The following is a 25,737-nucleotide window of genomic DNA, read 5'->3' on the forward strand; positions in this document are numbered from 1 at the left end:
ACCTCGCCGATACGCTCTCGGTGCCGCGATCGACGCTGTCCTACCGGCTCCGACAGGCCGAAACCCGACTCGCGCGTCGGTACGTCGGGGACGGGACCGACGACCGATGGCTCCGAGATCGGGGGGAGGGTGAGTGAGTTCGCGCCGACGCGGTCTCGCTTCTGGCACCTCTCGCCACGAGGTTAATGCGTCTCGCGGTACGAGGTGGGTCACCGGATGAGCGACTACGCGAACGACGTGCTCGTTTCGACCGCGTGGGTGAACGAGCGACTCGACGGGTTCGAGCGCGACGATCCCTCGCTTCGGCTGCTGGAGGTCGACATCGATCCGAGCAACTACGACGCGGGCCACGTGCCGGGAGCGACGAAGATCGACTGGGAGCGCGACCTCCAGGACGCCACGACGTTCGACGTCCCGACGCGAACCGATTTCGAGCGGCTGCTCGGCGACGCCGCCATCACCGCCGACTCGACGGTCGTCATCTACGGCGACATGATGAACTGGTTCGCCGCCTACGCCTACTGGCTGTTCATCTACTACGGCCACGACGACGTTCGCCTGCTCGACGGCGGCCGTGATCGCTGGCGGGCCCGCGATCTGCCGGTGACGACCGACGTGCCCCGATTCACCGGTCGGTCGTACGAAGTGACGACGACGAACGGCGCTGTCAGGGCGGACCGACCGGACGTCGAGGACGCGATGGGTCGTGGCGTCCCGCTCGTCGACGTTCGCACCCCCGAGGAGTACCGCGGCGAGATCCTCGCTCCACCGGGCTGGAACGAGGGCGTTCAGCGCGGCGGTCACATCCCAGGGGCGGTGAACGTCCCGTGGAGCCAGGTCGTCGACGACGACGGCTGTTTCAAACCCGGGGCGGAGCTGCGGGAGCTCTACCGAGAGGCGGGCCTCGATCCGGCAACCGAGGTCATCACCTACTGTCGTATCGGCGAACGCTCGGCGCTGACGTGGTTCGTCCTCAGCGAACTCCTCGGCTACGACGACGTGCGCAACTACTACGGCTCGTGGGTCGAGTGGGGAAACACGGTCGGCGCGTCGATCGAGAAGGGCCAGCGTGCCGAGATTCGCCGAGAGTAGCGCTCGATATCAGCGATCTTCCTCTCAGTCGAGAACCGCGATGTGGCGCACCAGCGAGCGGTGGACCTGGCGCTCGAACGTCGTCTCGACTGTCCACCCCGCTTCGCGCGCCGCGGTCGTCCACGGTCGATCACCGACCACCACCGCCCGCTCCGCGATCCGCCGTACTTCCGTGAACGCGCCCGCCACCACGCCATCGAGATCGCCCTCGATCTTCGACTGACGGCCGTACGGTGCGTCGAACACCACCGCGTCGGCCGCATCGTCGCGAAGCGGCAGGCGGGTTGCGTCGGATCGCGCGGTGGCGAACTCGGGATCAGCTTCCCCATCGAGGTAGTGTGCGAGATTCCGGGCCGCACCGTGGGCCATCGTCGCCTGGGCGTCGAAGCCGACGACGTCCGCTTCGACGAGTCCCGCCTCGACGAGTATCCCTCCCGTGCCGCACATCGGATCGACGAGGAGGTTTCCGGACCGCGCGCCCGCGATGTTGACGAGGGCACGCGCGAGCAGCGGGTCCATCGATCCCGGTTTGAAGAAGGGCTTCTTGGTGGGTTTGCGCGGGCCGAAATCCCGAACGCTCTCCGTGACGAGCCACCCCAGAATGCAGGTCCCGTCCGCGAACAGCGCTCGGAGTTCGTGGTCGGGGTCGTCGAGATCGACCGCGAACCCGTGGTCGGTGAGCACGCCACCGAGGCGTCGTTCGACCAGTTGTGTATCGATGCCCGTCGTGCGGCGCACGTCGCGTGCCCGGACCGCGACCGTTCCTTCGACATCGAGCGTCGCGTCGCCGAGGAGTGCCGTGGCGTCCGCGATGGTGGCATCGGTTCGGCCGAGCACTCGACTCGCCCGGTGGGTGTACGCGAGCGTTCGGACCCGTTCGTGTTCGACCTCGCGAGCGAGCGCGAGCCCCGGTACGACGACCTCGACAGCGGCCGCCGCGCTCGCCGCCTCGCGGGCGGCGAACGCGTCGTCCTCGCCACCGAGTTCGAACACGTACACGCGCGGAGGTGAGTCGGTGTGGAGTATGACGCTGTTGATCGGCGGAGCGGTCGTCACCGCGACCTATCAGCCTGTGACACCAATATTTATAAGCCTTAAATACGAGCTTTAAGACGAGTCATGTCTGCCCAAGACCCAAAGGAGACGATCAACATCGAGAACGTTGTGGCGTCGACGGGTATCGGCCAGGAGCTCGATCTCCAGAGCGTGGCGATGGACCTCGAAGGGGCCGACTACGACCCCGAACAGTTCCCCGGCCTCGTCTACCGGACCCAGGAGCCCAAATCCGCCGCGCTGATCTTCCGGTCGGGCAAGATCGTCTGTACCGGGGCGAAAAGCACCGCCGACGTCCACGAGAGTCTGGAGATCGTCTTCGACAAGCTCCGCGACCTCGAGATCCGCGTCGAGGACGACCCCGAGATCGTGGTCCAGAACATCGTCACGAGCGCCGACCTCCAGAAGACGCTGAATCTGAACGCGATCGCGATCGGGCTCGGTCTCGAAAACATCGAGTACGAGCCCGAGCAGTTCCCCGGCCTCGTCTACCGGCTCGACGATCCCGAGGTCGTCGCGCTGCTGTTCGGATCGGGCAAACTCGTCATCACTGGCGGGAAGGAGCCTGCCGACGCCGAACACGCGGTCGACAAGATCACCGACCGACTCGACGATCTCGGCCTCCTCGACGGGTAACGCTTCTCTGTCGCGATTTCTGCGTCCTTCTCACTCCCTGAAATCCGGGTTGATGATCTCCGCCATCGGCACGATGTCGGTGCCGCCACACTCCGGACACGTCTCGTCGGTCTCCAGCGGTACGCCACAGCTCTCGCACGCGTATCGGTCCTGATCTCGATTCTCGGCGTCGTGTTCCCGCCTGAGATCGTCAGCCCTGGTCATACTCACTACTATGGCTCATGTCATCATGTACCTATCGTCTGCAAATGCCTGCGATGGGATCGTCAGTGGTGATGGATCGAGCGGTGTCGTTGCAGCAGTGACGCCGCCGTGTTTTTGCTCCTGGCCGGTGGACGATCGAGGTGATGCACCGCGAGCGCGTCTCGACCGGCACCGAGTGGGAATCGCAGGTGGGTTACTCGCGCGCCGTGCGTGTCGGGTCCCAGGTCCACGTCTCGGGGACGACTGCGACCGACGACAGTGGTGCGATCGTCGGTGTGGGCGATCCGTACGAACAGACCGTCCACGCGCTCTCGAACATCGAGCGTGCGCTCGAAGACACGGGCACGGCGATCGGGAACGTGGTTCGCACTCGCCTCTACGTCACCGATATCGACGATTGGGAAGCGATCGGTGCGGCCCACCGTGAGGTCTTCGATGACGTTCGGCCCGCGACCAGCATGGTCGAGGTTGCACGGCTGATCGATCCCGACCTCCTCGTGGAGATCGAGGCCACCGCCGTCGTGGGTGCGACTGACGACGCCGAGTAACCTAGGAATTCAGTAGGGCGTTCGATCGGTTCAGAGTCCGGCCTGCACTGCCACCACCACGAGGAAAAAGAGCGCGAGCACGCTGATCACCGCACCGCCAAGGACGAGCCACGACGTTGGAGTCGGTTCGTGTCCTCGGCGGATGGAATCGGGACGGCGGTGATAGTACACTGCCATCCCGAACATGAAGAGCCCATTGGCGAGAAAGAAAGTGTCGGCCGACACCAGTTCGTTCGGCACCCCGTCTCCGAACGCGCTCACCAGCGAAAAGATGCCCATCGCAGCCCAGAGCACGGCGAGGAAGTCCGCGCGCCGGAGTGAGATCGGCGCGGCGTCGTCGGTAGGCGTGCTCATGCCGGACCAGTAGCACTGCTCACACATATGCGTATGGGAAGTGTGCGAAAACGTTCGGGGATTCGGTCAGTATCCAGAACCGAACACGATTCAGTCGTCAGTATTGATCAGAGAATGCTGTGAGGAGGGATCGAATGCGGTCGAAGATGCCGATGGACCATTTCACCACGAGCCACAGCGCGATGAAGAACGCGAGAGGTACTATCGGTCCAGCGAAAAAGAACTGCGGCCAGACGAACCCGGCACCGAACGGGATGCCGACGAGCGAGAGCAGACCCTCTGCGTTCCGTCGTCGGACGACGGTTCTGCTGGTCCCTTCTTCGATACGATCACGGATCGGGATGTCGTGCGAAGAGAGCATCTCTCGGAGGACATCCAACTGGCTGGTGGGAACGAGAACCGATCTCGGACTGACGGAAAATCGGGTTTCGTACCGGAGTATGGCCAGCGGTTGCGTACCGACACGACGGAGCTCCACTCGTTGGACGCCGGCGAGATCGATTTCCTGTTCGGAACCGCTCGGCGAAAGCGGGTGGTCTCCGCCCCGCCACGTCACTTCGATCGTGCCGTCCGCTAGATCGAGTCGGATGGTCGTGTCGGTGAACGCATTGGCGGTGCCCAGATACGTCAGCCAGAACAGACAGCAGAACCAGGACAGCACGATGGCGATGCGTGCATCCACGAGGACGGCGAGGATCAACAGGATCGGCGAGCCGGTGACTGCCACCTGCCAGAGTGTTTGCCCGTCCTGGATGGTGTACACGAGTCGCCGGGGAAGTCGACGAAGCCCTCGGTTTTCGATGGTCCAGACTGCCTCACCTGCTGTCTCGGTTGTCGTCGGTGGAGCGAGATCCCGGGTCGGCAACTCCTTGCGCCGCGAGAGATACGCTGCAAGGATAAGGAATCCGACGAGCGGGATCGAGACACCATAAAAATACAGTCCGGAATAATCGAGCTCGCGCCGATTGGCGTCCATGTAGACGAAACCCCCGAGAACGAACTGGAGAAGTACCACGCCAGCAATTCCAAGAGGGATCGTATCCGCCATCACGTAGAGCTATCGGTACGTTGAATATAGTTCTGTGCCTCGATACCCCCAGAACTGGCACGATCTGTCGTCGGTACGAAACTGACCGAACTACCGAACTGCACCACCCCGTGGTAGCGTATCGTTGCGTGAGTACACAGCCGGCAGCGCACGCGTCACTCGTGCTCACGGGACGTCTCACCGACGGAAATAGCCAGACACAAGCCGCCGCGGGGCGGATCGCCGTCCATGATCGGGACCGCCGTGTTACAGGTTTCCCCGACTACGGGCGGCCCGCTCGCCTATCTCGGCACCTTTCTCCTCGCGGCAGGGGCGTACGCGCTGACGGCCCACATCGCCGCACGGAACGTGCTCGGCGACGTCCCGCTTCGGCGGGCGGGCGTGATCGGTCTCGTGCTCGCGGTGATCGTCGTCGCCCTCCAGCAGTACGGACTGATCGCGTTCGTCGTGGCGATCGCGGTCGATTTCGCTCTCATCCGGTACGTCTATCGACTGCGGCTTCGGACGACGGGCCTCGTCACCCTCGTCCACGTCGTCGTGAGTATCCTCCTGCTGTTCGTCGTTCTCAGTGCCTATCGGCTGATCGGGACCGCCCCGACCTGACGCCCTCGAGTGATCGCTGGTCGCCATCGCCGATCGGGTTCTCCGGCGCGGCCGTTACTCGACGAGGCGCTCGATCTCGGTCACGAGAACGTCGCTCGCGCCCATTCCCTTGACGTCGTTGATCGTCGCGAAGACGTCGTCCTCGTCGACCACCGCATGGACCGCGACCCAGTCCTCGCCCGCGATGTCCATCACCGTCGGCCCGCCGAGACCGGGGATGACCTCGCGAACGTCGTCGAGGCGGTCGGTCGGGACGTTCATCATCAGATAGCGCTTGTCGTCGGCCGAGATCACCGACGCGAGCGCGGTCGCGACCTCCTCGACTTTCGGGTCGTCGACGACGTCGGGGCGGGCGACCAGCCGCACCGAACTCTGGAGCACCTCCTCGACGATCGCGAGGTTGTTGACCGCGAGCGTGGTCCCCGTCGAGGTGATGTCGATGATCGCGTCGGCGACGTCGACGTGGGGTGTGAGCTCCGTTGCCCCCGAGACCTCCACGATGTCGGGATCGATCCCTCGCTCGGCGAAGAAGTTGCGAGCGACGTTCGGGAACTCTGTCGCTACGGTGCCGCCGGCGAGATCGTCGACCGACTCGACCGCGCTTTTCTCGGGGGCGGCGAGTACCAATCGACAGGAGCCGTAGCCGAGATCGAGCAGGTCGTGGAGGTCGACTCCGGCTTCGTGGACCTGGTCCAACCCCGTGATCCCGACGTCGGCCGCCCCGTCGGCGACGTACTCCGGGATGTCGGCGGCGCGAACGAACAGGACTGTGACCTCGGGATCGACCGTCTCGGCGTAGAGCTTCCGGTCAGCGCCGTCGGCGACGTGGAGCCCGGCGCGTTCGAGCACGTCGATCGTCGGATCGTGCAGGCGGCCCTTGTTGGGCACGGCGATGCGCATACTGGACTCCGGCGTTCGCGAAGCAACTACCTTTCGTTACTCTCAGTGCTCGTCCCGCCGCCGCTTCGGGCGACCGTTCGGGGGCCCCATCCGTACCGTGCGATCACATCTCTCGGTCGGGAGCGTCCCGGCGATCCCTCAGCCGAAGTGTGGGTACTCCTCGATCTCGATGAACTCGGTGTTGCCACACCCGGAACACTCTCCGGGCGCGCTGTACACGTGATCCTCGGGGGTCGGCCCTTCCGAGACGTCTCCGACGAACACGCTCTGACAGCCCCGACAGACGTACAGTTCGGGTTGTTCTGCGACGTGTGACATGGTTTTAGAGCCCCAGGTAGCCCGAGGTGGGAATGATGCCGACGAGGTAGAGCACCCCGATGATGAACATGAACAGCGCGATCGCCATCGCCGGCGGATCGACGTGCGTTCCCGAGTGTGAGTAGAAGATCCGTTGGGTCATCTCGCCGAAGAGGCCACTGATCGCGCCGAAGACGCCGGCAACGATGATGGCTGCAACCGGCCCGCCGATCATCTCGGTCGCGACGACGGCACCCACCGATCCCAACAGCGTGATGTGATGCGTGACTGGAATCTTCTCGACACCGAGGTTGAGGAACAACAGACTCATCGCGGAGAACGCGTACCCGAGGAACACGCTCCCGGTTTCGATCCAGATGAACCCGCCGAGGATACCGCCGACCAGCCCGATCACGGCGACGCCGGACCACTTGTACTGGTGGGGGAGCCACGGCTCGGTCGCCAGCCGGACGTCCGTCCCGCCGTCCGCCACCGCCCGTTCCTCCTCGCGCTCGAACGGCGACATGTCGAGGAGCGAGGAACCGCCCGTCGAGCCGATCAACGGGTAGTCGAAGACGACGCGGGCGAGCATCGCCGTCAGGAACACCGAGAGCGCGATCCCGTCGGTCGGGAACCCGATCCCGCTTGCCAGTTGATTGATCAGCATCCCGACGGCCCCGAAGACGGCACCGACCGCGAGGATGTCGGGTTTCGTCCCGAACGCGTACAGGATGTCCTTCCCGAAGTGGTAGTCCCACCCGGCAGGGTTCATCTCGGGGTATTTCTTGCCGGCGTACGCCGTCGCCGCTACCCCGCCGGCGAAGGCGATGTGCGGCCCGAACACCATCCCGAAGCCGATCGTGCCAGTCACGCCGGTGGCGATGTCGCCCTCGATGCCGCCGGCACCGGCGAGATTCCCTTCGAGGATCGCGAGTCCCTCACCGAGGAACACCGCGAACCCGGTGAAGACGAACGCCGGTAGTGCTCCGAGCGCCGCGCCGAAGGCCCCGCCGGCGAGCGCCGCGATGAGCAGGACCACGAACTCCTCGACCTCCACCCCGATGACGGGGATCTGCAGCAACAGGTGCTCCATCTCAGGCCTCCCGCGCCCAGTCGCGCGATCGGTCGACCGCCTCGCTCCACCGCTCGTAGCGCCCGTCGACGTCCGCCTCGTCGTCGGTGGAGAACTCGCGGTCGACACGCCAGTTGTCCCGGAGTTCCTCGGGGTCATCCCAGTACCCCACGGCGAGGCCGGCGGCGTACGCCGAGCCGAGCGCCGTGGTCTCGTCGACCTCGGGCCGGACGATCTCGGTGCCAACGATGTCTGCCTGCTGCTGGCAGAGGAAGTCGTTTTTCACCGCGCCGCCGTCGACTTTCAGGCTATTGATGTCGAGACCCGCGTCGGCCGCCATCGCCTCGGCGACGTCGCGGGTCTGGAACGCGATGGATTCGAGCACCGCGCGGACGATGTGTGCCTTCTCGGTGCCGCGGGTCATTCCCACGATCGTCCCGCGCGCACGCCCGTCCCAGTGGGGTGCGCCCAGGCCGGTGAACGCGGGCACGAAGTAGACCCCGTCTGTCGAATCCACCGAGCGGGCGAGATCCGCGGTCTGGGCGGCGTTGTTGATGAGGCCGACGTCTTCGAGCCACTCGATCGCCGCGCCCGTCACGAAGATCGCGCCTTCGAGCGCGTACTGGACGGGTTCGCCCGAGCGCTGGAACCCGACCGTCGTGAGGAGGCCGTGATCGCTCTCGACGGCCTCGTCGCCCGTGTTGAGAAGGAAAAAGGAGCCGGTGCCGTAGGTGTTCTTCGCGTCGCCCTCGTCGAAACAGGTCTGGCCGAACAGCGCGGCCTGCTGGTCACCGAGCGCGCCCGCGACCGGGATTTCCGCGTCGAGAAATCCATCAGAATCGGTCGTTCCGTAGAAGTCGTCGTCCGAGGACGGTCGGACTTCGGGGAGCATCTCACGGGGTACATCGAACTCCGCCAGGAGCTCGTCGTCCCACGCCATGTCGTGGATGTCGAACAGCATGGTCCGGGAGGCGTTCGTGACGTCCGTGATGTGATTCCCGGTGAGCTGCCAGATCAGCCACGTGTCGATCGTCCCGAAACAGAGTTCGCCGGCGGCGGCACGATCCCTGAGGTCGGCGGGCTGGGCACCCTGGGTCTTGAGCGGGTCGGCGTTGTCGAGCAGCCACTCGGCCTTGGTCGCCGAGAAGTACGCGTCGGCTTCGAGCCCGGTCTTCGCCCGGATGTCCTCGACTTTCCCTGCTTCTTCCAGCTCCTCGACACGATCGGTGGTTCGACGGTCCTGCCAGACGATCGCGTTGTAGATTGGCCGTCCCGACGCGCGGTCCCAGATCAGCGTGGTCTCACGCTGGTTGGTGATCCCGAGCGCTTCGAGCTGGCCGGCGTCGAGCCCGGCACTGTCGAGTGCCTCCGTCACGACGGCCTGGGTCTTCTCCCAGATCTCTACGGGGTCGTGCTCGACCCACCCCGGCTCGGGGTAGATCTGTTCGTGTTTCTCGTAGGCCTGTGCGACCACTTCGCCGCCGTGGTCGAAGATCATGAACCGCGTGCCGGTCGTTCCCTGATCGATCGCGCCGACGTATGTATCGGATGTCATGTGGTGTCCCTTCGGTCTGATTCTGGAATCCATCCAGCCATTATTTACTAGTGGCGGTGCTTCGTCCGTAAACACCATAGTGTACCATTATAAATCCTCGGGTACTTTCGACGAATCGACGACGGGACGCCGTCCTGATCGGTACGTGGCTACTCCAACCACGAGGCTGCGGTGCGCTACGCGTTCGACAGGTCGTAGAGCCGCCGGAAGACCGTGGTCGGGAATCGGGGTTCGAGCCGGCTCGGTGGCCGACCGACGCTCTCGGACGCGCGGTCGCTGGTGACGCGCTCGGCGATGCCGTCGTTCGCGATCTCGTAGAGCAAGCGTTTCACGGTTCCTGCCGACAGATCGATGTTCGGCGACGCGGCGACGGCATCGGCTGCGGCATCGACGGAACCGCATTGCCCCGCGTCGATGTCGATGAGGCGGCGCAACACCCGCTGGCGGTTGTCCGGCAGCGCGAACACCCGCCCGAGCGAGACCGACGGGCGGGGAACGGCGTTCATCCCGGTGCGGAGGTCGCGTTCGCGAAGCCGGGTACTCCCTTCGGCGACGGCCTCGTCCGCCGCAACGAACAGCGCACAGAGCGCGTCGTGGGCGTTGCCGTCGGCCCAGCTCGCGAGCCGTCGAAGCTGTTCGTGCTCGACGGCCTGGCGAGCCATTCCTTCCGACGCACGAGCCGTCAGCACGTCCACCAGCGCGAGATCGCGGTAGGCGGGCACCTCGATGTGCTCCGGCGGCCGAACGGAATCGGGAAGCGTCGACGGCGACGGTCGACCGACGACGAGCCACGAGAGCGACGCGTCGTCCGCGAACGCCGCCACGATCTCGGAGAGTGGGCGCGCTCCGGGCTCGCCGACGTGATCGATGGCGACGAGGACGCGACGTTCGTAGGGCGCGAGGTACTCGGTCAGGCGCGCGTGGAGCGCGTCCGTGCCGACGCCGTGTTCCGGAACGGACTCGTCGAGCACCGCGTCGAGCACCGTCCGATACAGCCCGAAGTCGCTGCTCGCGTGGCGCGCGTCGACGTACACGAGATCGGGCGTCGTGCCCGTCCCGCCACGGGTCGAGGTGTGGATGACCGATCTCGACGGCGAATGCAGCCGTCCGAGCCGGGCGAACAGCGCGGTGACGACTGCCGACTTCCCCGTTCCGGGGGGCCCCCAGACGTACGCGTTCGGCGGGAGTTCCCCGTCGAACACCGGATCGACGTAGTCGAGGAGGCGTTCGAGTACCGATCCTCGACCAGTCGGCTCTCCGAGGTGGGCGACGGGGCTGATCGCATCGTAATCGAGCACCAGCCGCGAGTCGTTCCCCGAGCGCTGTCGTCGGCGGATACGGGCTGTGAGGTCCATCGTGGTCGTCACCGGCTATCGCCCCGCTCGGAACTACCGGTGACCTCACGGGACGGCAAGGGCCGACGCCTTCGGCCCGCCCGGGAAGTTGTTTACCGATAGCGCGGTTCCGGGGGTAAAGCGTCCGCAGGAAGGCATAAACTTTGCGTGCGCGGTCGACGAGCTCGGAACCCTGTCTCCGGACGAAACCGTTGTCGGATCGACGGATCGCCGCTGTCAGCCGTGATATCCGAGAACGGTAATCGTCATCAAATCACACAGCAGAAATAAATTTTACTGCTGGTATCGGAATGCCCGATAAAGTAAAGTGGCGACGGGACGATCACCGAAACGATTGGATGGGACGTGAAATGGAGGTGCTCGTCATCGGGGGTGGGTCGACCGGCTGCGGTATCGCTCGTGACCTGTCGATGCGCGGCGTCGACGTCACGCTCGTCGAACGGGGCAACCTCACTCACGGCACGACCGGGCGGATGCACGGGCTGCTCCACAGCGGCGGGCGGTATGCGGTCTCGGATCAAGAGAGCGCCGCCGAGTGTATCGCCGAGAACCGCGTGCTCCGGGAGATCGCGAGCCACACGGTCGAGATGACCGGCGGGCTGTTCGTCCAGAAACCCGGCGATCCGGACGAGTACTTCGAGGAGAAACTCGCGGGCTGTCGGGAGTGTGGAATCCCGGCGGAGGTGCTCTCCGGTGCGGAGGCTCGCGAGATCGAGCCGTATCTCGCGCGTGATGTCGAGCGCGCGATCCGGGTCCCCGACGGAGCCATCGATCCGTTCCGGCTCTGTGTCGCGAACGCCGCCGACGCGGAGAAACACGGTGCGCGCATCGAAACCCACGCCGAGGTCACGGACGTGCTCGTCGAGGACGGGCAAGTCAAAGGTGTCGAAGTGCGTCACGCGAGCGGTCCCGGCAAGCGCACCCACCGCGATCCTGGCACCACCGAGCGTATCGAGGCCGACCACGTCGTGAACGCGACGGGCGCGTGGGCCGGCCAGTTAGGAGCGATGGCGGGCGTCGAGGTCGAGGTTCGCCCGTCGAAGGGCGTGATGACGGTGATGAACTGCCGGCAGGTCGATACCGTGGTCAATCGATGTCGACCGAAGGGCGACGCCGATATCGTGGTGCCCCACGAGACGGCGTGTATCCTCGGCACGACCGACGAGGAGGTCGAAGATCCCGACGACTACCCCGAGGAGCAGTGGGAGGTGGACATGATGATCGACACCCTCTCGGAGCTCGTGCCGATCCTGAGCGAGGCGCGCACGCTCCGATCCTTTTGGGGTGTCCGCCCGCTGTACGAACCGCCGGACACCGGCACCACGGACCCGACCGACATCACGCGACAGTTCTTCCTGCTCGATCACGCCGATCGCGACGACCTCGCCGGCATGACCACCATCGTGGGCGGGAAGTTCACGACCTATCGGTTGATGGCCGAGCAGATCACCGATCACGTCTGCGGGAAACTCGGCGTCGACGCCCCCTGCCGAACCGCCGACGAGCCGCTACCGGGGAGCAACGACTTCTCCGTGCTCCGGGACTACATGGAGGAGTTCGGGCTGCGATCGCCCATCGGTCGCCGGAGCACCGAACGGCTGGGGAGCAAGGCCGACAGGGTCCTGAAGACCGACGATCCGAACCCGGTGGTCTGTACGTGCGAGGCGGTCACGCGCGCGGAACTGGAGGACGCGATCGACGACGCTGGCACCGACCTGAACGCCACCCGCATCCGGACCCGTGCCTCGATGGGCAACTGTCAGGGTGGGTTCTGTGCACATCGGATGGCTTCTCTGTTGCATCCCGACCACGACGAGGCCACCACGCGCGCCGCGCTCGATGACCTCTACGCCGAGCGCTGGAAGGGCCAGCGCCACGCGCTCTGGGGCGAACAGCTCTCCCAGGCGATGTTGAACCACGCGCTTCACGCGACCACGATGAACCGCGACCACGACCCGGCTGCGCGCGAGGAAACGATCGAGTACGACCGATTCGATGCAGGGCCGTCCACGTCGGCCGCCGACGCAGCGACCGACGGAGAGGGGGTCAACCGTGGCGATTGAGGACGACGTTTGCGTGATCGGCGGCGGCCTCGCGGGGATGACGAGCGCGCTCCGGGCGGCCCGCGAGGGCGCACGGGTGCGACTCGTCTCCCACAAGAAGAGCACGCTCCGGCACGCGAGCGGTCTCGTCGACGTTCTGGGGTACACCCCAGATGGCGAACTGGTCGCGGAGCCGTTCGGTGCGCTCGCCGCCCTTCCGGCGGGCCATCCCTACGAACGGGTCGGCGTCGACGCGGTGCGGGACGGACTCGGCCTGTTCGACGAGGTGGTCGGTGACGCCTACTACGGCGATCACACCGACGCGAACGCGCTCGTGCCGACTCACGGGGGAACGGTGAAACCGACTGCGCGCTATCCCGAAAGCGCGGCTGCTGGGTTGGCGAGCGATCCCCGGGAAACGCTGCTCGTGGGCTTCGAAACCCTGACCGCGTTCGACGCGCCGCTCGCCGCCGACCACCTCGACGCTGCTGGCGTCCCTGCGGCGACACGCGGCGTCACGGTCCCGTTCCCCGGCGCGTTCCGGGCCGATTCGCGGGTGACGCGCTTTGCGCACGCGCTCGACCGTGACGAGGCGATCGAGACGAATGCCGGGACGACCGGTGCGCGGCGGGCGCTCGCCACGGCGGTCGACCCCCACCTCGACGGTGCGGAACGAGTGGGGTTCCCGGCGGTGCTCGGCGACGACGAGTCGAGCGACGTTCGGGCAGCGCTCGAAACCCGCCTCGGGGTCGACGTTTTCGAGGTCCCGATGGGGCCGCCGAGCCTCCCCGGGCTCCGGCTCGAACGGCTGTTTACGGCAGCGCTCGACGATGCGGGCGTTCGCCGGACGACCGGCAACCCGGTCGTGGATTTCGAGGCCGACGGCGAGCGGATACAGGCGGTGTACGTGGATCGGAACGGCCAGCGAGCCCCCTTCCACGCCGACGAGTTCGTGCTCGCCACCGGCGGCCTCGTCGGCAAGGGGATCGACTCCGACCGCGACGGCGTGATCGAACCGATCTTCGACTGTCACGTTCCCCACCCCGACGACCGCTACGAGTGGTTCGTCGACGAGGCGTTCGGCGACCATCCGTTCGCACGCTTCGGCGTCGATGTCGATGCGGAGTTGCGACCGCTCGACGCCGACGGGGGTATCGAGTACGCGAACCTTCGCGCTGCTGGGGGCGTTCTCGGTGGTGCGGACTTCGCGGCGGAGAAATCGGGCAGCGGTATCTCGCTTGCGACCGGCTACGCTGCCGGTCGTGCGGCGGGCGAGGCGGTGTGATTCGACGAGCTACCACAATGAGTGATGCAGATTCCACGGACGAGTTCGAGCCGGTAGAAGTGTTCGAGACGACCGACATGGATCTCCGATCGGGATCGGACGACTGCTACAAATGTTCGACGTGCGATACGTCCTGTCCGGTCGCCGAGGTCGACGACGAGTTCCCGGGACCGAAGTTCCAGGGGCCCGAGCAGTGGCGGCTCAAACGCAAGGAGGGCCACGAGATCGACGACTCGATCACGGGCTGTTCGAACTGTATGCGGTGTGACGACGCCTGTCCCTCCTCCGTCCCGCTGAGCCAGATGCACAACACCGCTCGCGGGGAGTACGTCGAGAGCCAGCGGTTCGGGCGCGAGGCGCTCGCCGCGCTCCGGCAGGGCGAACCGCGCGAAGCGCTCGAAATCGTTCGGAATGGGACCGACGGACTCGTCGAGCGGGTTCGCAATCGGGTGCTCGCGAACTACCGGACGTCGGCGTGGCTCGCCTCGAAGGTCCCGTGGCTCGCCAACCGCGCGATGAACTTCGGGCCCGCGCGCTGGCTGATGGAGGCAACGCTCGGCGTCACGAAAGAACGCGAGTTCCCCGCGTTCGCCGACCAGACCTTCCGAGAGTGGTGGGTCGAACGCGGCGGCGCACACGTCGGAAATCCGGACAAACAGGTCGCGTACTTCCACGGCTGTTACTCGAACTTCAACACGCCCGAGGTCGCGAAAGCGATGGTCCACGTGTTCGAGGAGTTCGGGTACGAGGTGCTGGTCCCGCCACAGAAATGTTCGGGAACGCCGATGTTCGCGAACGGAATGCTCGGCGACGCGCGCCGACACGCCGAGACCAACGTCGAGAACCTCGCGGCGGCGATCGACGGCGGAGCCGACATCGTCGCCTCCTGCACGTCGTGTTCGATGGCGCTGCGCCAGGAGTACCCCGAACTGTTCGATCTCGACGGGATCGACTCGGTCGCCGCCCACACCTACGAGGCCGTCGAGTACCTCCGCCTCCACGAGGATCTGGAGGGCGAACTCGCCGCAGCCGAGGTCGACGCGAGCGAGTTCGCCTACCACGCGCCGTGTCACGCCCGGAACCAGGGAATCGACCGGCAGGCGATCGAACTCTTTTCCGACCTCGACGGCGCGACGGTCGAGGACGTCGGCGACTCCTGTTCGGGGATCTCGGGCACCTACGGCTGGAAGGAGGAGAAGTACGACTACTCGATGGAAATCGGCGAAGAGATGTTCGAACACATGGAGAGTGCCGACGGCGAGACCGGGATGACCGAGTGTCCGACCTGCGCGATGCAGATGGAACACGGAACGGGCTACGAGATCAGTCACCCGCTCGAACTCCTCGAAGAAGCGCTGGTCTGAGCCGCAGCGGCTTCGAGCTGCTGTGTGTTCCGCTGAGTGCTGTCGCCACGAGGGCACCGACTTCCGAGACTGACGGAGTGAAGTGGAGTGGACCCTCATCGACGACGTGTCCGTAACAACCGACGTGCTCGTGATCGGCGGCGGGGCCACCGGGACCGGCGTCGCGCGCGATCTCGCGATGCGCGGGGTCGACGTCGTGCTCGTTGAACGCGACGGCCTCTCCGGCGGGACCACCGGCCGCTCGCACGGCCTGCTCCACAGCGGGGCGCGCTACGCCGAGGCCGACCCCGAGGGCGCTGCGGCGTGCATCGCCGAAAACCGCGTGCTCCGAGAGATTGCGGGGGCGTGTCTCCGCGACACCGGCGGCTACTTCGTCCAGCTCGCGGGCGACGATCCCGACTACTTCGCGGCGAAGCGCGACGCGTGCCGTGGCCTCGGGATCGAGGTCGACGTCCGCTCCGGGACGGCAGCACGCGAGACCGTCCCGGAACTCTCGTCCGACGTCGAGCGCGTCATGCAGATCCCCGACGCCGTGGCGTACCCATCACGGCTGGTCGCCGCGACCGCACAGAGTGCCCGCGATCACGGGGCTGCGATTCACACCGACGCCCCTCTAACCGACCTCCACAGCGACACCGAGACAGCCGCGGACGGAGCCACGGACGAGGCGGTCACTGCCGCGACGGTCGGTGGAAGAGTCGACGACCGCGTGGAGGCCGAGCACGTCGTGAACGCCACGGGCGCGTGGGCTGGCGAGTGCGCCGCGCTCGCGGGGATCGACCTGGCGATGAGCCCGACGCGCGGCGTCATGGTCGCGGTCGAAAACGAGGAGCTCGACACCGTGCTCAACCGCTGCCGCGAGCCCGCCGACGGCGACATCGTGGTTCCACACGAGAACCAAGTCGTGCTCGGCACGACCAGCGTCGCGGTCGACGACCCCGACGAGTATCCACAGCCGGGACGGGCGGTCGAGCGGATGATCGACGAGTGCGCTGCGATGGTGCCGGTGCTCGACGGCCGCGAGCCCGCACGCACCTACTGGGGTGTCAGACCGCTCTACGATCCCGGGGCGGCAGGCGAGGGCGCACGCGCCATCTCGCGGGATTTCTTCCTGCTGGATCACGAGGCGCGCGACGACATCGATGGGTTCACCAGCATCGTCGGCGGGAAGCTCACTACCCATCGACGGATGGCCGAGGCGGTCGCGGACCACGTTTGCGCCCGGCTGGGCGTCGACGTCGCGTGTCGGACCGCCGACGAGCCATTGCCGGGCCACGACGATCCGGCCGTCCTCGACGAGTTGGTCCGGGAGTTCGACGCCGGCTCGCCCGCCGATCGGGACGTGACCGGTGCGTGAGTCGACGGGACACTCGCTTCGTCGGCAGCGAACCCGTAAATTGACACCACCGGGGCCGAAACGACCGGTATGACGACGCTCGAAATCGTCGGCGGGCGCGTGCTCCGCCCCGATATGACCGTCGAACGCGCGGACGTGCTCGCCGACCAGGAAACCGGCGACATCCTCGCGGTCGGCGACGTTCCGGGTGGCGACGAAACGCTCGACGCTACCGGCGGTCTCGTGATTCCGGGACTCGTGAACGCCCACACCCACGTTGCAATGGCGCTGCTGCGGGGATACGCCGACGACAAGCCGCTCCACGACTGGCTCCGCGAGGACATCTGGCCGATCGAGGGCGTCCTCGAACCCGACGACGTCCGTGCGGGGGCCGAACTCGGACTGGTGGAGATGATCCGATCGGGAACGACGGGATTTTGCGATATGTACTTCGATGTCGGCGAGATCGTCGACGCCGTCGATCGTGCGGGCCTCCGAGCACGGGTTGGCTACGGCTCGGTCACCGTCGGGAAAGACGAGGAAGCGGCCCGCGAGGAACTCGAAACGGGACTCCGGGTGGCCCAGGAGTACGACGGCGCGGCCGATGGCCGGGTCTCGACCGCATTCATGCCCCACAGCCTCACCACCGTCGATGGTGAGGAGCTCGACGAGTTCGTTCCACAAGCGCGCGAGGCAGGTGTGCCGATCCACACCCACGCGAACGAAACGACGGGGGAAGTCGAACCGATCGTCGATGAACACGACGAACGGCCGCTCGCGTACGCCGTAGGTCACGGGCTGCTCGAAGATCGCGACTTCATCGCCCACGGGACTCACTGCGACGAGAGCGAGATCGAACTGCTCGCCGAGCGCGGCGCGGGCGTGGTCCACTGCCCCGCCTCGAACATGAAGCTCGCGAGCGGGATCGCGCCGGTCCAGGCGATGTGCGACGCTGGCGTCGCCGTCGGAATCGGCACCGACGGCGCGGCCTCGAACAACGATCTCTCGATGTTCGACGAGCTCCGCGACGCCGCGATGGTCGGCAAGCTCGCTGCCGGGGACGCGAGCGCGGTCGACGCACCGACGGCGTTCGGAATGGCCACCGCGGGGAGCGCCGCGGTCGCGGGGTTCGACGCCGGCCGGATCGCCGAGGGGAAAAACGCCGATCTCGCCGTCGTCGACCTCGATCGAGCCCACCTCACGCCACACCACGATCTCGTGAGTCATCTCGTCTACGCCGTCACTGCGGCCGACGTGCGCCACACGGTCTGTGACGGCCGGGTGCTGATGCGCGACCGCGAGGTGCTGACGCTCGACGCCGATGCGGTGCGCGAGACGGCCGAGCGCCGGGCACGGGCGGCCGTCGACCGCGCGGAGTCCTGACTACTCCTCGCCCGCGAGCAGGTAGGCGACGACGCTTGCGAGGCCCGACAGCACTGCGACCGCACCGAATCCCGGCCCCGAGCCGGTGCTCGTTCCGTTCTCGGCTCCTTCCTCACCCGCCGCCGTTCCGTTCGCTCCATCCGTTCCGGTCGCAGTGTCCGCACCGCCCGCGCCGCTACCGTTCGCTTCGGTTCCCGCTGTTGTTTCGGCCGTTGCATTCGTCCCCGCATCCGTTCCGTTCGCGCTCCCGGTCGCGTTTGCGGCCGTCCCCCTCGATTCGCCGGGCGAGACGAGCTTGTGGACCGCGCCGCCGAGATCACCACCGGCCGTCAGGGCGTAGAGTTCGCCGGCATCGTCCCGACCCACATCGAGCAAGTAGCCGCCGAGTTCGCCGTCGTCCGCGCCGGCGATTTCGAGTTTTGTGAACTCCCAGAGCCCCTCGTCGCTGGGTGTGGCGGCGAACAACGATCCTTTTGGGCTGCCGTCCTGGCTGTAATCGCCGAAGACGTACTGGCCGCCGAGCGCATCGATCGCGCCGTCGTAGACGTACCCGCCGATGACCGAAATACCGATGGTCTCGCCGTCGCGGGTATGGGGGTACTCGATGACGGGATCGCGGAGCGGTTCGCCGCCGCGGACGTTCTGCGGTGTCGTGTCGGGACACTCGGTCGTCTCCTCGCCCGTGCTGAAACAGTGGGTTCCCTCCTTCACGTTCCAGCCGTAGTTGCCGCCTTTCACGACTCGATCGACCTCCTCGTAGCGGTTCTGGCCGACGTCGCCGACGTACAGCGCCCCATCACTGAACCCCATCCGCCACGGGTTGCGAAAGCCCCACGCGAACTGCTCGTCGAGGCCCTCCTCGCCGACGAGCGGGTTGTCGTCGGGGATTCCGTACGGCTTGTCTCCCGTCCGGCTGTCGACGTCGATCCGGAGGAGCGATCCGAGGAAGTTCTCGGTGACGTCCTGGCCGTTGCCGCCGTCGTTCGCGTCGTACCAGTCGTCGACGTGGCCGGTACCGATGTCGTTGGCCGCGCCGCCGTCGCCGAACGGCACGTAGAGAAACCCGTCGGGACCGAACGCGAGCGCGCCCGCGTTGTGGTTGCTCTGGGGTTCGGGGACTTCGAGCAGTCGGCGCTCGGAGCCGGGCCGCGCCGCGGTTCGGTCGTCGTTCGCGCGGAACTCGGCGAGCACCGCTGTGTGGGAGTGGCTGTCGGGCGTCGCGTCGGTCGCTGGGGCGCTGTAGCGCAGGTAAAATCGTCCGTTCGTCTCGAAATCAGGGTGGAACGCGAGCCCGAGCAGTCCCTGCTCACCCTCGACGGGCGTCATCAGATCGCTGACGTCGAGGAACGGCTCTTCACGCCGGCCGTCCGCCCCGACGACGTAGATCTGTCCCGGGCGATCGACCACGAACCGACGGTCGTCGCCAGAGGGTGTCGCGAAGTCGGTCGGCATCTCGAATCCCCCGGCGACGGATTCGAGCGCCACGGTCGGCCCTGCTGGAACGGGACCACCGTCCTGTGCGGTCGCGCTCGTGGTGGCACCACCGTATCCGACCACTCCGGCGACCGCACCGGCCGCAGTCGTTCGGAGTAGTCGGCGACGGGTCACTTCCGACCGATCCTGCTCGGCAGTGTCAGCTGCCGTCGCTGTCGTGCGGGTCACTACCACCAACGAGTGGTCGTCCGACCAAAGACCTGACGCAAAGCGGCCAGCGATACCGTGCGAACGCGCCTATTATCGTCTCACGAAGCGGCGTGCCGCCACACCCGCCAGCCCGGCGAGCGCAGCGAAGACCCCGAACCCGGGACCATCGGCGTCGCTCGTTTCGTCCGGGTTCGTTCCATCCGTCTCTCCCGACGTCGATTCTGCCGATAGCGTCGAGGTCGCGTTCGTCCCGACGGTCGTCGTCTCGGTCGTTTCCGTCGCCATAGCAGTCGTTTCGGTCGCCGATCCGGCCGTCTCGGTCGAGGTTTCACGCGTCGTCCCCGTCGCTGGCGAGTCGGTCGGTTCGACCGTCGTCTCGGTTGCGTCAGTCGTCGTTCCGTTGGTCGTCGTTCCGTTCGCGCTCGCGGTCGCGTTTGCGGCCGTTCCTCTCGATTCGTCGGAGGAGACGAGCTTGTGGACCGCGCCACCGAGGTCGCCGGCGGACGTGAGTGCGTAGAGTTCGCCGGAATCGTCCCGGCCGATGTCGATGAGGTAGCCGCCGAGCTCGCCGTCGTCCGCGCCCGCAACCGAGAGTTTCTCGAACTCCCAGAGGCCCTCGTCGCTGGGTGTGGCGGCGAACAGCGAACCTTGTGGATCTCCCTCTTGGCTGTAATCGCCGAAAACGTACGTGCCGTCGAGCGAACCGATCGCACCGTCGTAGACGTAGCCACCGATGACCGAGAGGCCGATCGGTTCGCCGTCGCGGGCGTGTGGGTACTCGATGACGGGATCGCGGAGCGGTTCGCCGCCACGGACGTCCGGCGGTGTCGAATCGGGACACTCGTCCGGGATCGCTCCCGGGTTCGCGGTGCTGTAACAGTGCGTACCCTCCTTCACGTTCCACCCGTAGTTGCCGCCCTTCACGACCCGATCGACTTCCTCGAACCGGCTCTGACCGACGTCCGCGACGTAGAGCTCCCCGTCGGAAAACCCCATCCGCCAGGGGTTCCGAAAGCCCCACGCGTAGTGTTCGCTGAGGCCGGCTTCGCCCACCAGCGGGTTGTCGTCGGGGATCGCGTAGGGTCTGTCCCCGTCCGCGCCATCGACGTCGATCCGGAGGATCGATCCCAGCAAGTTCTCGGTGACGTCCTGGCCGTTGCCGCCCGTGTTTGCTTCGTACCAGTCCGCGGCGTGGCCGGGGCCGGTGTCTCTCGATCCGCCCCCGTCGCCGTACGAGGCGTAGAGGAAGTCGTCGGGGCCGAACGCGAGTGCGCCGCCGTTGTGGAACTTCGTGGGTTCGTCGACCGCCAGTAGGACCCGTTCGGAGCCCTCGACCACACCGGTCGCGTCCTCGGTCGCACGGAACTCCGAGAGCCGCTCCGTATGCGAGAACTCGTCGGGGGCGTCCTCGGCCAGCGGCGCGCTGTAACGCAGGAAAAAGCGCCGGTTCTCGTCGAACTCCGGATGGAACGCGAGCCCGAGCAGCCCGCGTTCGCCGGTGCGTTCGGCGAGACGGTCGCTGACATCGAGAAACGGTTCCCCGCGCCCGCCGCCCGACGCGACGGTGTAGATCCGTCCTGGGAGATCGACGACGAACTGACGGTCGTCGCCGGGCGCGGTGGCGAAGTCGGTCGGGACCTGGAACCCGCCAGCGACGGTTTCGAGCGCGACGGTCGGCCCCTGTGGGACGGGACCGCCCGCGCTTCCGGAGGACCCGGCCTCGCTTTCGGTGGTGTCGGTTTCGGCCACCGATCCTTCATCGACGGCGACCGCTCCGCGCATCGTACCGCTGTGTGGCTCGCAGATGTACTCGGCCATCGTCTTGCGCGCCGTGAACGTGAGTGACTGGGTCGTGCCCTCCCCGCTCATCACCTCGGTGCGTTCGAGCGTCGCGCCGTCGGCGTCGAGCAGCGCGACGTTGTGGCCCATCCCGTCGAGGTTCTCCCAGACGATGCGGTAGTCGGTTCCCGGTTCGAGATTCAGCGTGGGGTTGGTCTCGCCGGCGATCGCGTCGGGCGCGCGGCCCTGCCAGCCGGCGATTTCGCCGCCGAGCCGAATCTCCTCGGGCTCCGACTGGGCCGTGGCGCTGCCGAGGCCGCCGACACCCGCGAGCGCACCGGCAGCGGCCGCTCCGAGAAATCGGCGGCGGGATGCCTGGTGCCCGTCAGTGTTGCGTGGATCACCTGTCATCGTGTTCACCGGACCGTTCAGTGAACGAAACCAACGACCGTCCGAGTAAAGCCCTGACGGACTCGGCCGGCACGGCCGCCGATCGCCTCCGGGAGCGCCGTGCGCATCACGCCGTCGCTGTCCCCGTTTCCGCGCTCTGTCGGCTCGCGATCTGGAAACGGTCGGTGCGGCCGCCGTCCCAGTAGAGCCGCACCACCTGTCCGCGAGACGCCTCGACCGCGACCCCATCGCCCGTCGTTACCCGATCGTCCCACGCGGGGTGACGGCTGTACCCATCGACGGTCACGACGAGCGCCGACCCCGCGACCGACTCGCCGCTGTCGTGTGCGATCCGGACGTGTGTCTCGTTGATCTGGCGGATCGACCACTCGGCGTCCGGAGGTTCGACCCGATTCGCCGGGACGTTCACCGCGATGACGACACCGACGACGATCACCACCACTAGCGCGACGACGAGCGCAGCCCCGATGACGTTGAGCAGCCGATCACCCTCGTCGGTCATCCGTCCTTACACGTCCTCCGCGAGGCACTTCGAGGGCCGTGGATAAAAAACCGAACTCGGTGAAGTAAGCGAAACAGCGAGCGACAGCATGCCCGCAACCTTCGGGATTGGCTGACAGACTCCTGCTCTTGTGAGTTGTAGAGTGCAATAAAACCGGTGATACGACACTGAACAAACAGTTTCCGATGGATCGTTTTAGCCCTTCTAAAGACGGCATAGCTTCCAGAAAATACTGTCTCGATTCTCGATGTGTTCGGCGTTAGTCGCGCTCGATCCACGATCAATAACTGGGTTCACAAGGCGGAGTTACAGCCAGAGTNGAGACCGTGATCCGACTCGACGACGAGCGCTACTGGCTGTACGCTGCGGTCGATCCCGAGTCGAACGAACTGCTGCACACGAAGCTTGAGCCCACCAGAAACACCGCTCTCGCTCATGGCTTCTCCGCCGAACGTCGTCAGAAGCACCACGTCGACGACGCCACGTTCCTCGTCGACGACGCCACGTTTCTCGTCGACGGCGCGACACCGCTACACGAAGCCTGCCGCCGCCGACGGCCTCGATTTCCGCTCCGAACGACACGGAAATCGTAACGNGGAAAACGACGCATCTCCTCGTTCTCGAACTGTTTCAGTCATGCCGGCGCAGCAACTGCCGACGAGTGGTTACGATCGTTCGCCGTCGCATCGAATCTGCGTATCTGAACACGACCGTCACGACTGGGACAAGATTTATTTGCTAACGAGTGACATTCACGGGGCGTGAACCGTTCGCAGGTCTTCGCTATCGCTGTCGCCGTGGTGGTCGTGCTCTCGGGCTGTAACGCTCTCACCGGTAGCGACACCGAAACGGACACACCAACCGTTACCCCGGCCGCCGTCCCGACCGACGAACCGACACCCACCCCGATGCCGATGCTCGCGCCGGGACTCACACAGGCAGGCGTCGTGAGTGTGAGCGAGCTGGCGGGCGCTCACGAGGCCGCCCTCGCCAACAATTCGCATACAGTCGTGTCAAATAACACTGTCAGATACGAAAACGACACGCTTCGTCATCAGATGAACCGAACGATGCGAGTAGCGGAGGGGTCGGAACCGTTCTACGCCATTAGCAGATACGATGGATCGGGACGGCAACCCGTCGTCTCCTCACAGCGTATCGAGCGATGGTCGGAGGGTGAACAGCTATACTCCGCGGTCGTCCGAAAAAACGATACGAGGTATTCAGTAAGCGCGTTGAATCGGGTGTTCTTCAGTGTGCAGAACAGAGAGCAGTTCATCAAGCTCTTCAACGCGCTCGAAACGCGCGTCGTCGGTCAGGAGACACGCAACGGCACGGAACTCTACCGGGTTCGGGCGACGAACGTCTCGAACCCGGAGTACCTCCCACGATCCGTTCTCAACGCCTCGAAAAACCCGCAGAACGTCTCGTTCCGGGCGCTCGTCGACTCTCAAGGTATCGTTCGGTCGTACTATCTCGGCTACACCGCGACCGACATCCGGCGGAGAGTCAACACCACGAACCGCGTCACGCAGTCGCTTCGCTACACCGACATCGGCTCGACGACCGTCGAGCGACCTGATTGGTACGAGGCGGCGAACCGAACGACCACGGTGGCAGAATGACCGATTGAAACATCCGAACGAGTGAATCGGTGACTATCCGACCTCGTCACGGTCCTCGTTCGTCGAAACTCGTCCGAGCGGTGTGTCGCCGGAGGGGGTGCTCGTCGAGAGCGGCTTTCGGCGCGCGGTGAGACTCGCCTGCAACCCACGTCGGACCCGTTCGCGGAGTTCGGTAGCCTCGTTCGCGTCGAAATCCACTGCGCGTGCGCCCCGATCGGTGACCGAGAGCGATCCGGCGGTATCGATCGCGACCGTGGCGAGCGACCGCCACCGCTGGAAGGGTGTCGCGGTCTGGATCACCGTTTGGACGCGGTAGGCGGGCACGACTGCGATCGAGCGCCGCCAGAACCCGTTGCGCGTCTGGACGTGCCTGCTACCCACGTCGTACCCGCGATGGAGCCACTTGTAGTGGCCGCCGATCGGTGCGAGCACGATCGCCACGAGCGGGGCGTACCAGTAGCGGAGAAGCGACACGTCGAGGAAGATGTTCGCGATCCAGAGGACGCCCGCGAGCAGGCCGAGCGCGAGCGCATACCGGACCGCGTAGCGCCGCCTGGCACGGCGAGGCGGGCGGGTGAACTCCGGCTCGTCAAACTCGAACCCCTCGATCGAGCGGGCGAGGGAGAGCACGCGGGCACGCCCCGCGAGCGGGATCGCCGCCTCCGAACCGCCGGATGGCCCCTCGCCCGGCGTGTAGCCCGCAGTCTCGATGGCGAGCGACGCGTAGCCGACCCGGCGCATCAGGACGTTCTCGCGCACGTCGATCTGCTGGATCTTTCCGATCGGGATCGAGCCGTCGTATCGGCTGAGCAGTCCGCGCTCGTATCGGAGTTCGTCGCCGATTCGGGTGAGCCGGAAATCGTAGTACCGCGCGGCGGTCACTGCGGCGGTGCCGATCCACGAGACGATCGCGAGCGCCGCCCCGCGCGGCCCGACCGTGAACGCGCCGGTCTCGGCGAGGAGGTCGGGAATCGAGATCCCGACCGTGGGAACGGCGAAGAAGAGCACGGGCAGGAGCGCACGGAGGTCGGGAGCCACCAGCCCCAGTATCGCGAGGTTCCGTGGCGAGAGCGCGAACAGCAGCTCCTCGGGCTCGTCACGGCGTCGGGGTTCGGCTGCGTCCGCAGTAGCCGCGTCCGCGGCAGCCGCGTCCGCATCGGTCGTGTCCTCGGTACGCGCCCCTCGTCCATCCTCGTCGCTGTCTTCGCGTGCGCCGCGCCGCAGGTCACGCTGGAGGCGTTTCGCCTCGTCGTAGCCCACGTACCGGAGGCTCGCCTCGGTCTCACCGCCGCCGGCGGTCTCGACGTCGATGGCCGCGATCGAGAGGGCGCGCTGGACGATCCCCCGCGAGATATCGACGTTCTGGATCCGCCGGAGCGGGATCTCGCGCTCGCGCCGTGAGATCACGCCCGAGCCGATGTCGAACGTGTCCGCCGTCACGTCGTACTCGAATCGCCGGTAGTAGACGACCTCGTAGCCCGCCCCGAACACGAACCCGAGGACGGCGAGGGTCACTGCAGGTGCGAGCGAGCCGAGCGAAACGATCCCGACCTCGGTCACGACGATGGAGAGAAAAAATCCCATCGCTGCGCCGTTTACCCCACGCGGCAGCGCCCGAAGCGGCAGCGAGAGTGGGTGAAGTTTCATCG

Annotated in this window: 23 protein-coding genes and 2 pseudogenes; 12 read left to right on the plus strand and 13 right to left on the minus strand. The window is 66.2% G+C overall.

Annotated elements, in window-relative coordinates; translation table 11 throughout:
- Both C450_RS23030 and C450_RS17940 read left to right on the plus strand, forming a co-directional pair.
- Positions 1-137, plus strand: a pseudogene (locus tag C450_RS23030) (helix-turn-helix domain-containing protein); the annotation flags it as partial.
- Between the two features lie 79 nt (positions 138-216).
- On the plus strand, positions 217-1,092 hold the full coding sequence (locus C450_RS17940) for a sulfurtransferase (RefSeq protein ID WP_005045875.1): 876 nt from the start codon (positions 217-219) through the stop codon (positions 1,090-1,092).
- 24 nt (positions 1,093-1,116) lie between these two features.
- Here the strand turns inward: C450_RS17940 and C450_RS17945 are convergent, their stop codons facing one another.
- Positions 1,117-2,091 (minus strand): RNA methyltransferase, encoded by a 975-nt coding sequence (locus C450_RS17945; protein WP_049910400.1) that lies wholly within the window; start codon positions 2,089-2,091, stop codon positions 1,117-1,119.
- A 120-nt stretch (positions 2,092-2,211) separates the two neighbouring features.
- Between C450_RS17945 and C450_RS17950 the strand changes: the two genes are divergently transcribed.
- A complete protein-coding gene (locus tag C450_RS17950) occupies positions 2,212-2,781 on the plus strand; it encodes a TATA-box-binding protein (protein ID WP_005045880.1) in 570 nt (189 codons plus the stop codon).
- A gap of 30 nt (positions 2,782-2,811) precedes the next feature.
- Here C450_RS17950 and C450_RS22480 read toward each other — a convergent pair whose 3' ends face one another.
- Positions 2,812-2,985 carry a hypothetical protein gene (locus C450_RS22480; protein WP_005045883.1) on the minus strand — a complete coding sequence of 58 codons (174 nt, stop codon included), beginning with the start codon at positions 2,983-2,985 and terminating at the stop codon, positions 2,812-2,814.
- Between the two features lie 143 nt (positions 2,986-3,128).
- Here C450_RS22480 and C450_RS17955 point away from each other — a divergent pair, with 143 nt between their 5' ends.
- Positions 3,129-3,533 carry a RidA family protein gene (locus C450_RS17955; RefSeq protein ID WP_005045885.1) on the plus strand — a complete coding sequence of 135 codons (405 nt, stop codon included), beginning with the start codon at positions 3,129-3,131 and terminating at the stop codon, positions 3,531-3,533.
- A 30-nt stretch (positions 3,534-3,563) separates the two neighbouring features.
- Here C450_RS17955 and C450_RS17960 read toward each other — a convergent pair whose 3' ends face one another.
- Both C450_RS17960 and C450_RS17965 read right to left on the minus strand, forming a co-directional pair.
- A complete protein-coding gene (locus C450_RS17960) occupies positions 3,564-3,887 on the minus strand; it encodes a hypothetical protein (protein WP_241430423.1) in 324 nt (107 codons plus the stop codon).
- A 97-nt stretch (positions 3,888-3,984) separates the two neighbouring features.
- Positions 3,985-4,935: a hypothetical protein gene (locus C450_RS17965; RefSeq protein ID WP_049910402.1), complete on the minus strand. Its 951-nt coding sequence runs from the start codon at positions 4,933-4,935 to the stop codon at positions 3,985-3,987.
- Between the two features lie 228 nt (positions 4,936-5,163).
- Here C450_RS17965 and C450_RS17970 point away from each other — a divergent pair, with 228 nt between their 5' ends.
- Positions 5,164-5,538 (plus strand): DUF7473 family protein, encoded by a 375-nt coding sequence (locus tag C450_RS17970; RefSeq protein ID WP_005045894.1) that lies wholly within the window; start codon positions 5,164-5,166, stop codon positions 5,536-5,538.
- Positions 5,539-5,592: 54 nt separating this feature from the next.
- Here the strand turns inward: C450_RS17970 and hisG are convergent, their stop codons facing one another.
- The 5 genes from hisG to C450_RS17995 form a co-directional block, all read right to left on the minus strand.
- Positions 5,593-6,438 carry an ATP phosphoribosyltransferase gene (hisG, locus tag C450_RS17975; RefSeq protein ID WP_005045898.1) on the minus strand — a complete coding sequence of 282 codons (846 nt, stop codon included), beginning with the start codon at positions 6,436-6,438 and terminating at the stop codon, positions 5,593-5,595.
- Positions 6,439-6,576: 138 nt separating this feature from the next.
- Positions 6,577-6,756, minus strand: a complete 180-nt coding sequence (locus C450_RS17980) for a hypothetical protein (RefSeq protein WP_005045900.1) — start codon at positions 6,754-6,756, stop codon at positions 6,577-6,579.
- A gap of 4 nt (positions 6,757-6,760) precedes the next feature.
- Positions 6,761-7,828, minus strand: coding sequence for a hypothetical protein (locus tag C450_RS17985; RefSeq protein ID WP_005045903.1), 1,068 nt, complete (start codon positions 7,826-7,828; stop codon positions 6,761-6,763).
- A 1-nt stretch (position 7,829) separates the two neighbouring features.
- Positions 7,830-9,362, minus strand: coding sequence for a glycerol kinase GlpK (gene glpK, locus C450_RS17990; RefSeq protein WP_005045905.1), 1,533 nt, complete (start codon positions 9,360-9,362; stop codon positions 7,830-7,832).
- 176 nt (positions 9,363-9,538) lie between these two features.
- Positions 9,539-10,717, minus strand: a complete 1,179-nt coding sequence (locus tag C450_RS17995) for a Cdc6/Cdc18 family protein (RefSeq protein WP_005045908.1) — start codon at positions 10,715-10,717, stop codon at positions 9,539-9,541.
- A gap of 338 nt (positions 10,718-11,055) precedes the next feature.
- Here C450_RS17995 and glpA point away from each other — a divergent pair, with 338 nt between their 5' ends.
- From glpA to C450_RS18020, 5 genes are all read left to right on the plus strand, one after another.
- Positions 11,056-12,780 carry an anaerobic glycerol-3-phosphate dehydrogenase subunit GlpA gene (glpA, locus tag C450_RS18000; RefSeq protein WP_049910403.1) on the plus strand — a complete coding sequence of 575 codons (1,725 nt, stop codon included), beginning with the start codon at positions 11,056-11,058 and terminating at the stop codon, positions 12,778-12,780.
- On the plus strand, positions 12,770-14,044 hold the full coding sequence (gene glpB, locus C450_RS18005; RefSeq protein ID WP_005045912.1) for a glycerol-3-phosphate dehydrogenase subunit GlpB: 1,275 nt from the start codon (positions 12,770-12,772) through the stop codon (positions 14,042-14,044). The genes glpA and glpB overlap by 11 nt, the downstream gene beginning before the upstream one ends.
- Before the next feature lie 17 nt (positions 14,045-14,061).
- Positions 14,062-15,408, plus strand: a complete 1,347-nt coding sequence (locus tag C450_RS18010; RefSeq protein ID WP_005045915.1) for an anaerobic glycerol-3-phosphate dehydrogenase subunit C — start codon at positions 14,062-14,064, stop codon at positions 15,406-15,408.
- Between the two features lie 106 nt (positions 15,409-15,514).
- Entirely contained in the window at positions 15,515-16,765 is a 1,251-nt protein-coding gene (locus tag C450_RS18015) for an FAD-dependent oxidoreductase (RefSeq protein WP_049910416.1), read from the plus strand.
- Positions 16,766-16,834: 69 nt separating this feature from the next.
- Complete coding sequence (locus tag C450_RS18020) at positions 16,835-18,127, plus strand: amidohydrolase (RefSeq protein ID WP_005045919.1); 1,293 nt, start codon at positions 16,835-16,837, stop codon at positions 18,125-18,127.
- Here the strand turns inward: C450_RS18020 and C450_RS18025 are convergent, their stop codons facing one another.
- The 3 genes from C450_RS18025 to C450_RS18035 all read right to left on the minus strand — a co-directional run bounded on the left by C450_RS18025 (position 18,128) and on the right by C450_RS18035 (position 22,463).
- On the minus strand, positions 18,128-19,789 hold the full coding sequence (locus C450_RS18025) for a PQQ-dependent sugar dehydrogenase (RefSeq protein ID WP_005045921.1): 1,662 nt from the start codon (positions 19,787-19,789) through the stop codon (positions 18,128-18,130). It lies immediately after the preceding gene.
- 72 nt (positions 19,790-19,861) lie between these two features.
- On the minus strand, positions 19,862-21,961 hold the full coding sequence (locus tag C450_RS18030) for a PQQ-dependent sugar dehydrogenase (protein ID WP_049910405.1): 2,100 nt from the start codon (positions 21,959-21,961) through the stop codon (positions 19,862-19,864).
- 106 nt (positions 21,962-22,067) lie between these two features.
- Positions 22,068-22,463 carry a hypothetical protein gene (locus tag C450_RS18035; RefSeq protein ID WP_005045926.1) on the minus strand — a complete coding sequence of 132 codons (396 nt, stop codon included), beginning with the start codon at positions 22,461-22,463 and terminating at the stop codon, positions 22,068-22,070.
- Positions 22,464-22,691: 228 nt separating this feature from the next.
- Between C450_RS18035 and C450_RS18040 the strand changes: the two are divergent.
- Both C450_RS18040 and C450_RS18045 read left to right on the plus strand, forming a co-directional pair.
- Positions 22,692-23,167, plus strand: a pseudogene (locus C450_RS18040) (IS6 family transposase); the annotation flags it as partial.
- A gap of 57 nt (positions 23,168-23,224) precedes the next feature.
- Complete coding sequence (locus tag C450_RS18045; protein ID WP_005045929.1) at positions 23,225-24,088, plus strand: DUF7537 family lipoprotein; 864 nt, start codon at positions 23,225-23,227, stop codon at positions 24,086-24,088.
- 33 nt (positions 24,089-24,121) lie between these two features.
- On the opposite strand, the gene C450_RS18050 is transcribed toward C450_RS18045, so the two are convergent.
- Positions 24,122-25,735 (minus strand): PH domain-containing protein, encoded by a 1,614-nt coding sequence (locus C450_RS18050; RefSeq protein ID WP_049910407.1) that lies wholly within the window; start codon positions 25,733-25,735, stop codon positions 24,122-24,124.
- Positions 25,736-25,737 lie beyond the last annotated feature (2 nt).

It is taken from the genome of Halococcus salifodinae DSM 8989 (assembly GCF_000336935.1).
Classification (GTDB): Archaea; Halobacteriota; Halobacteria; order Halobacteriales; family Halococcaceae; genus Halococcus; species Halococcus salifodinae.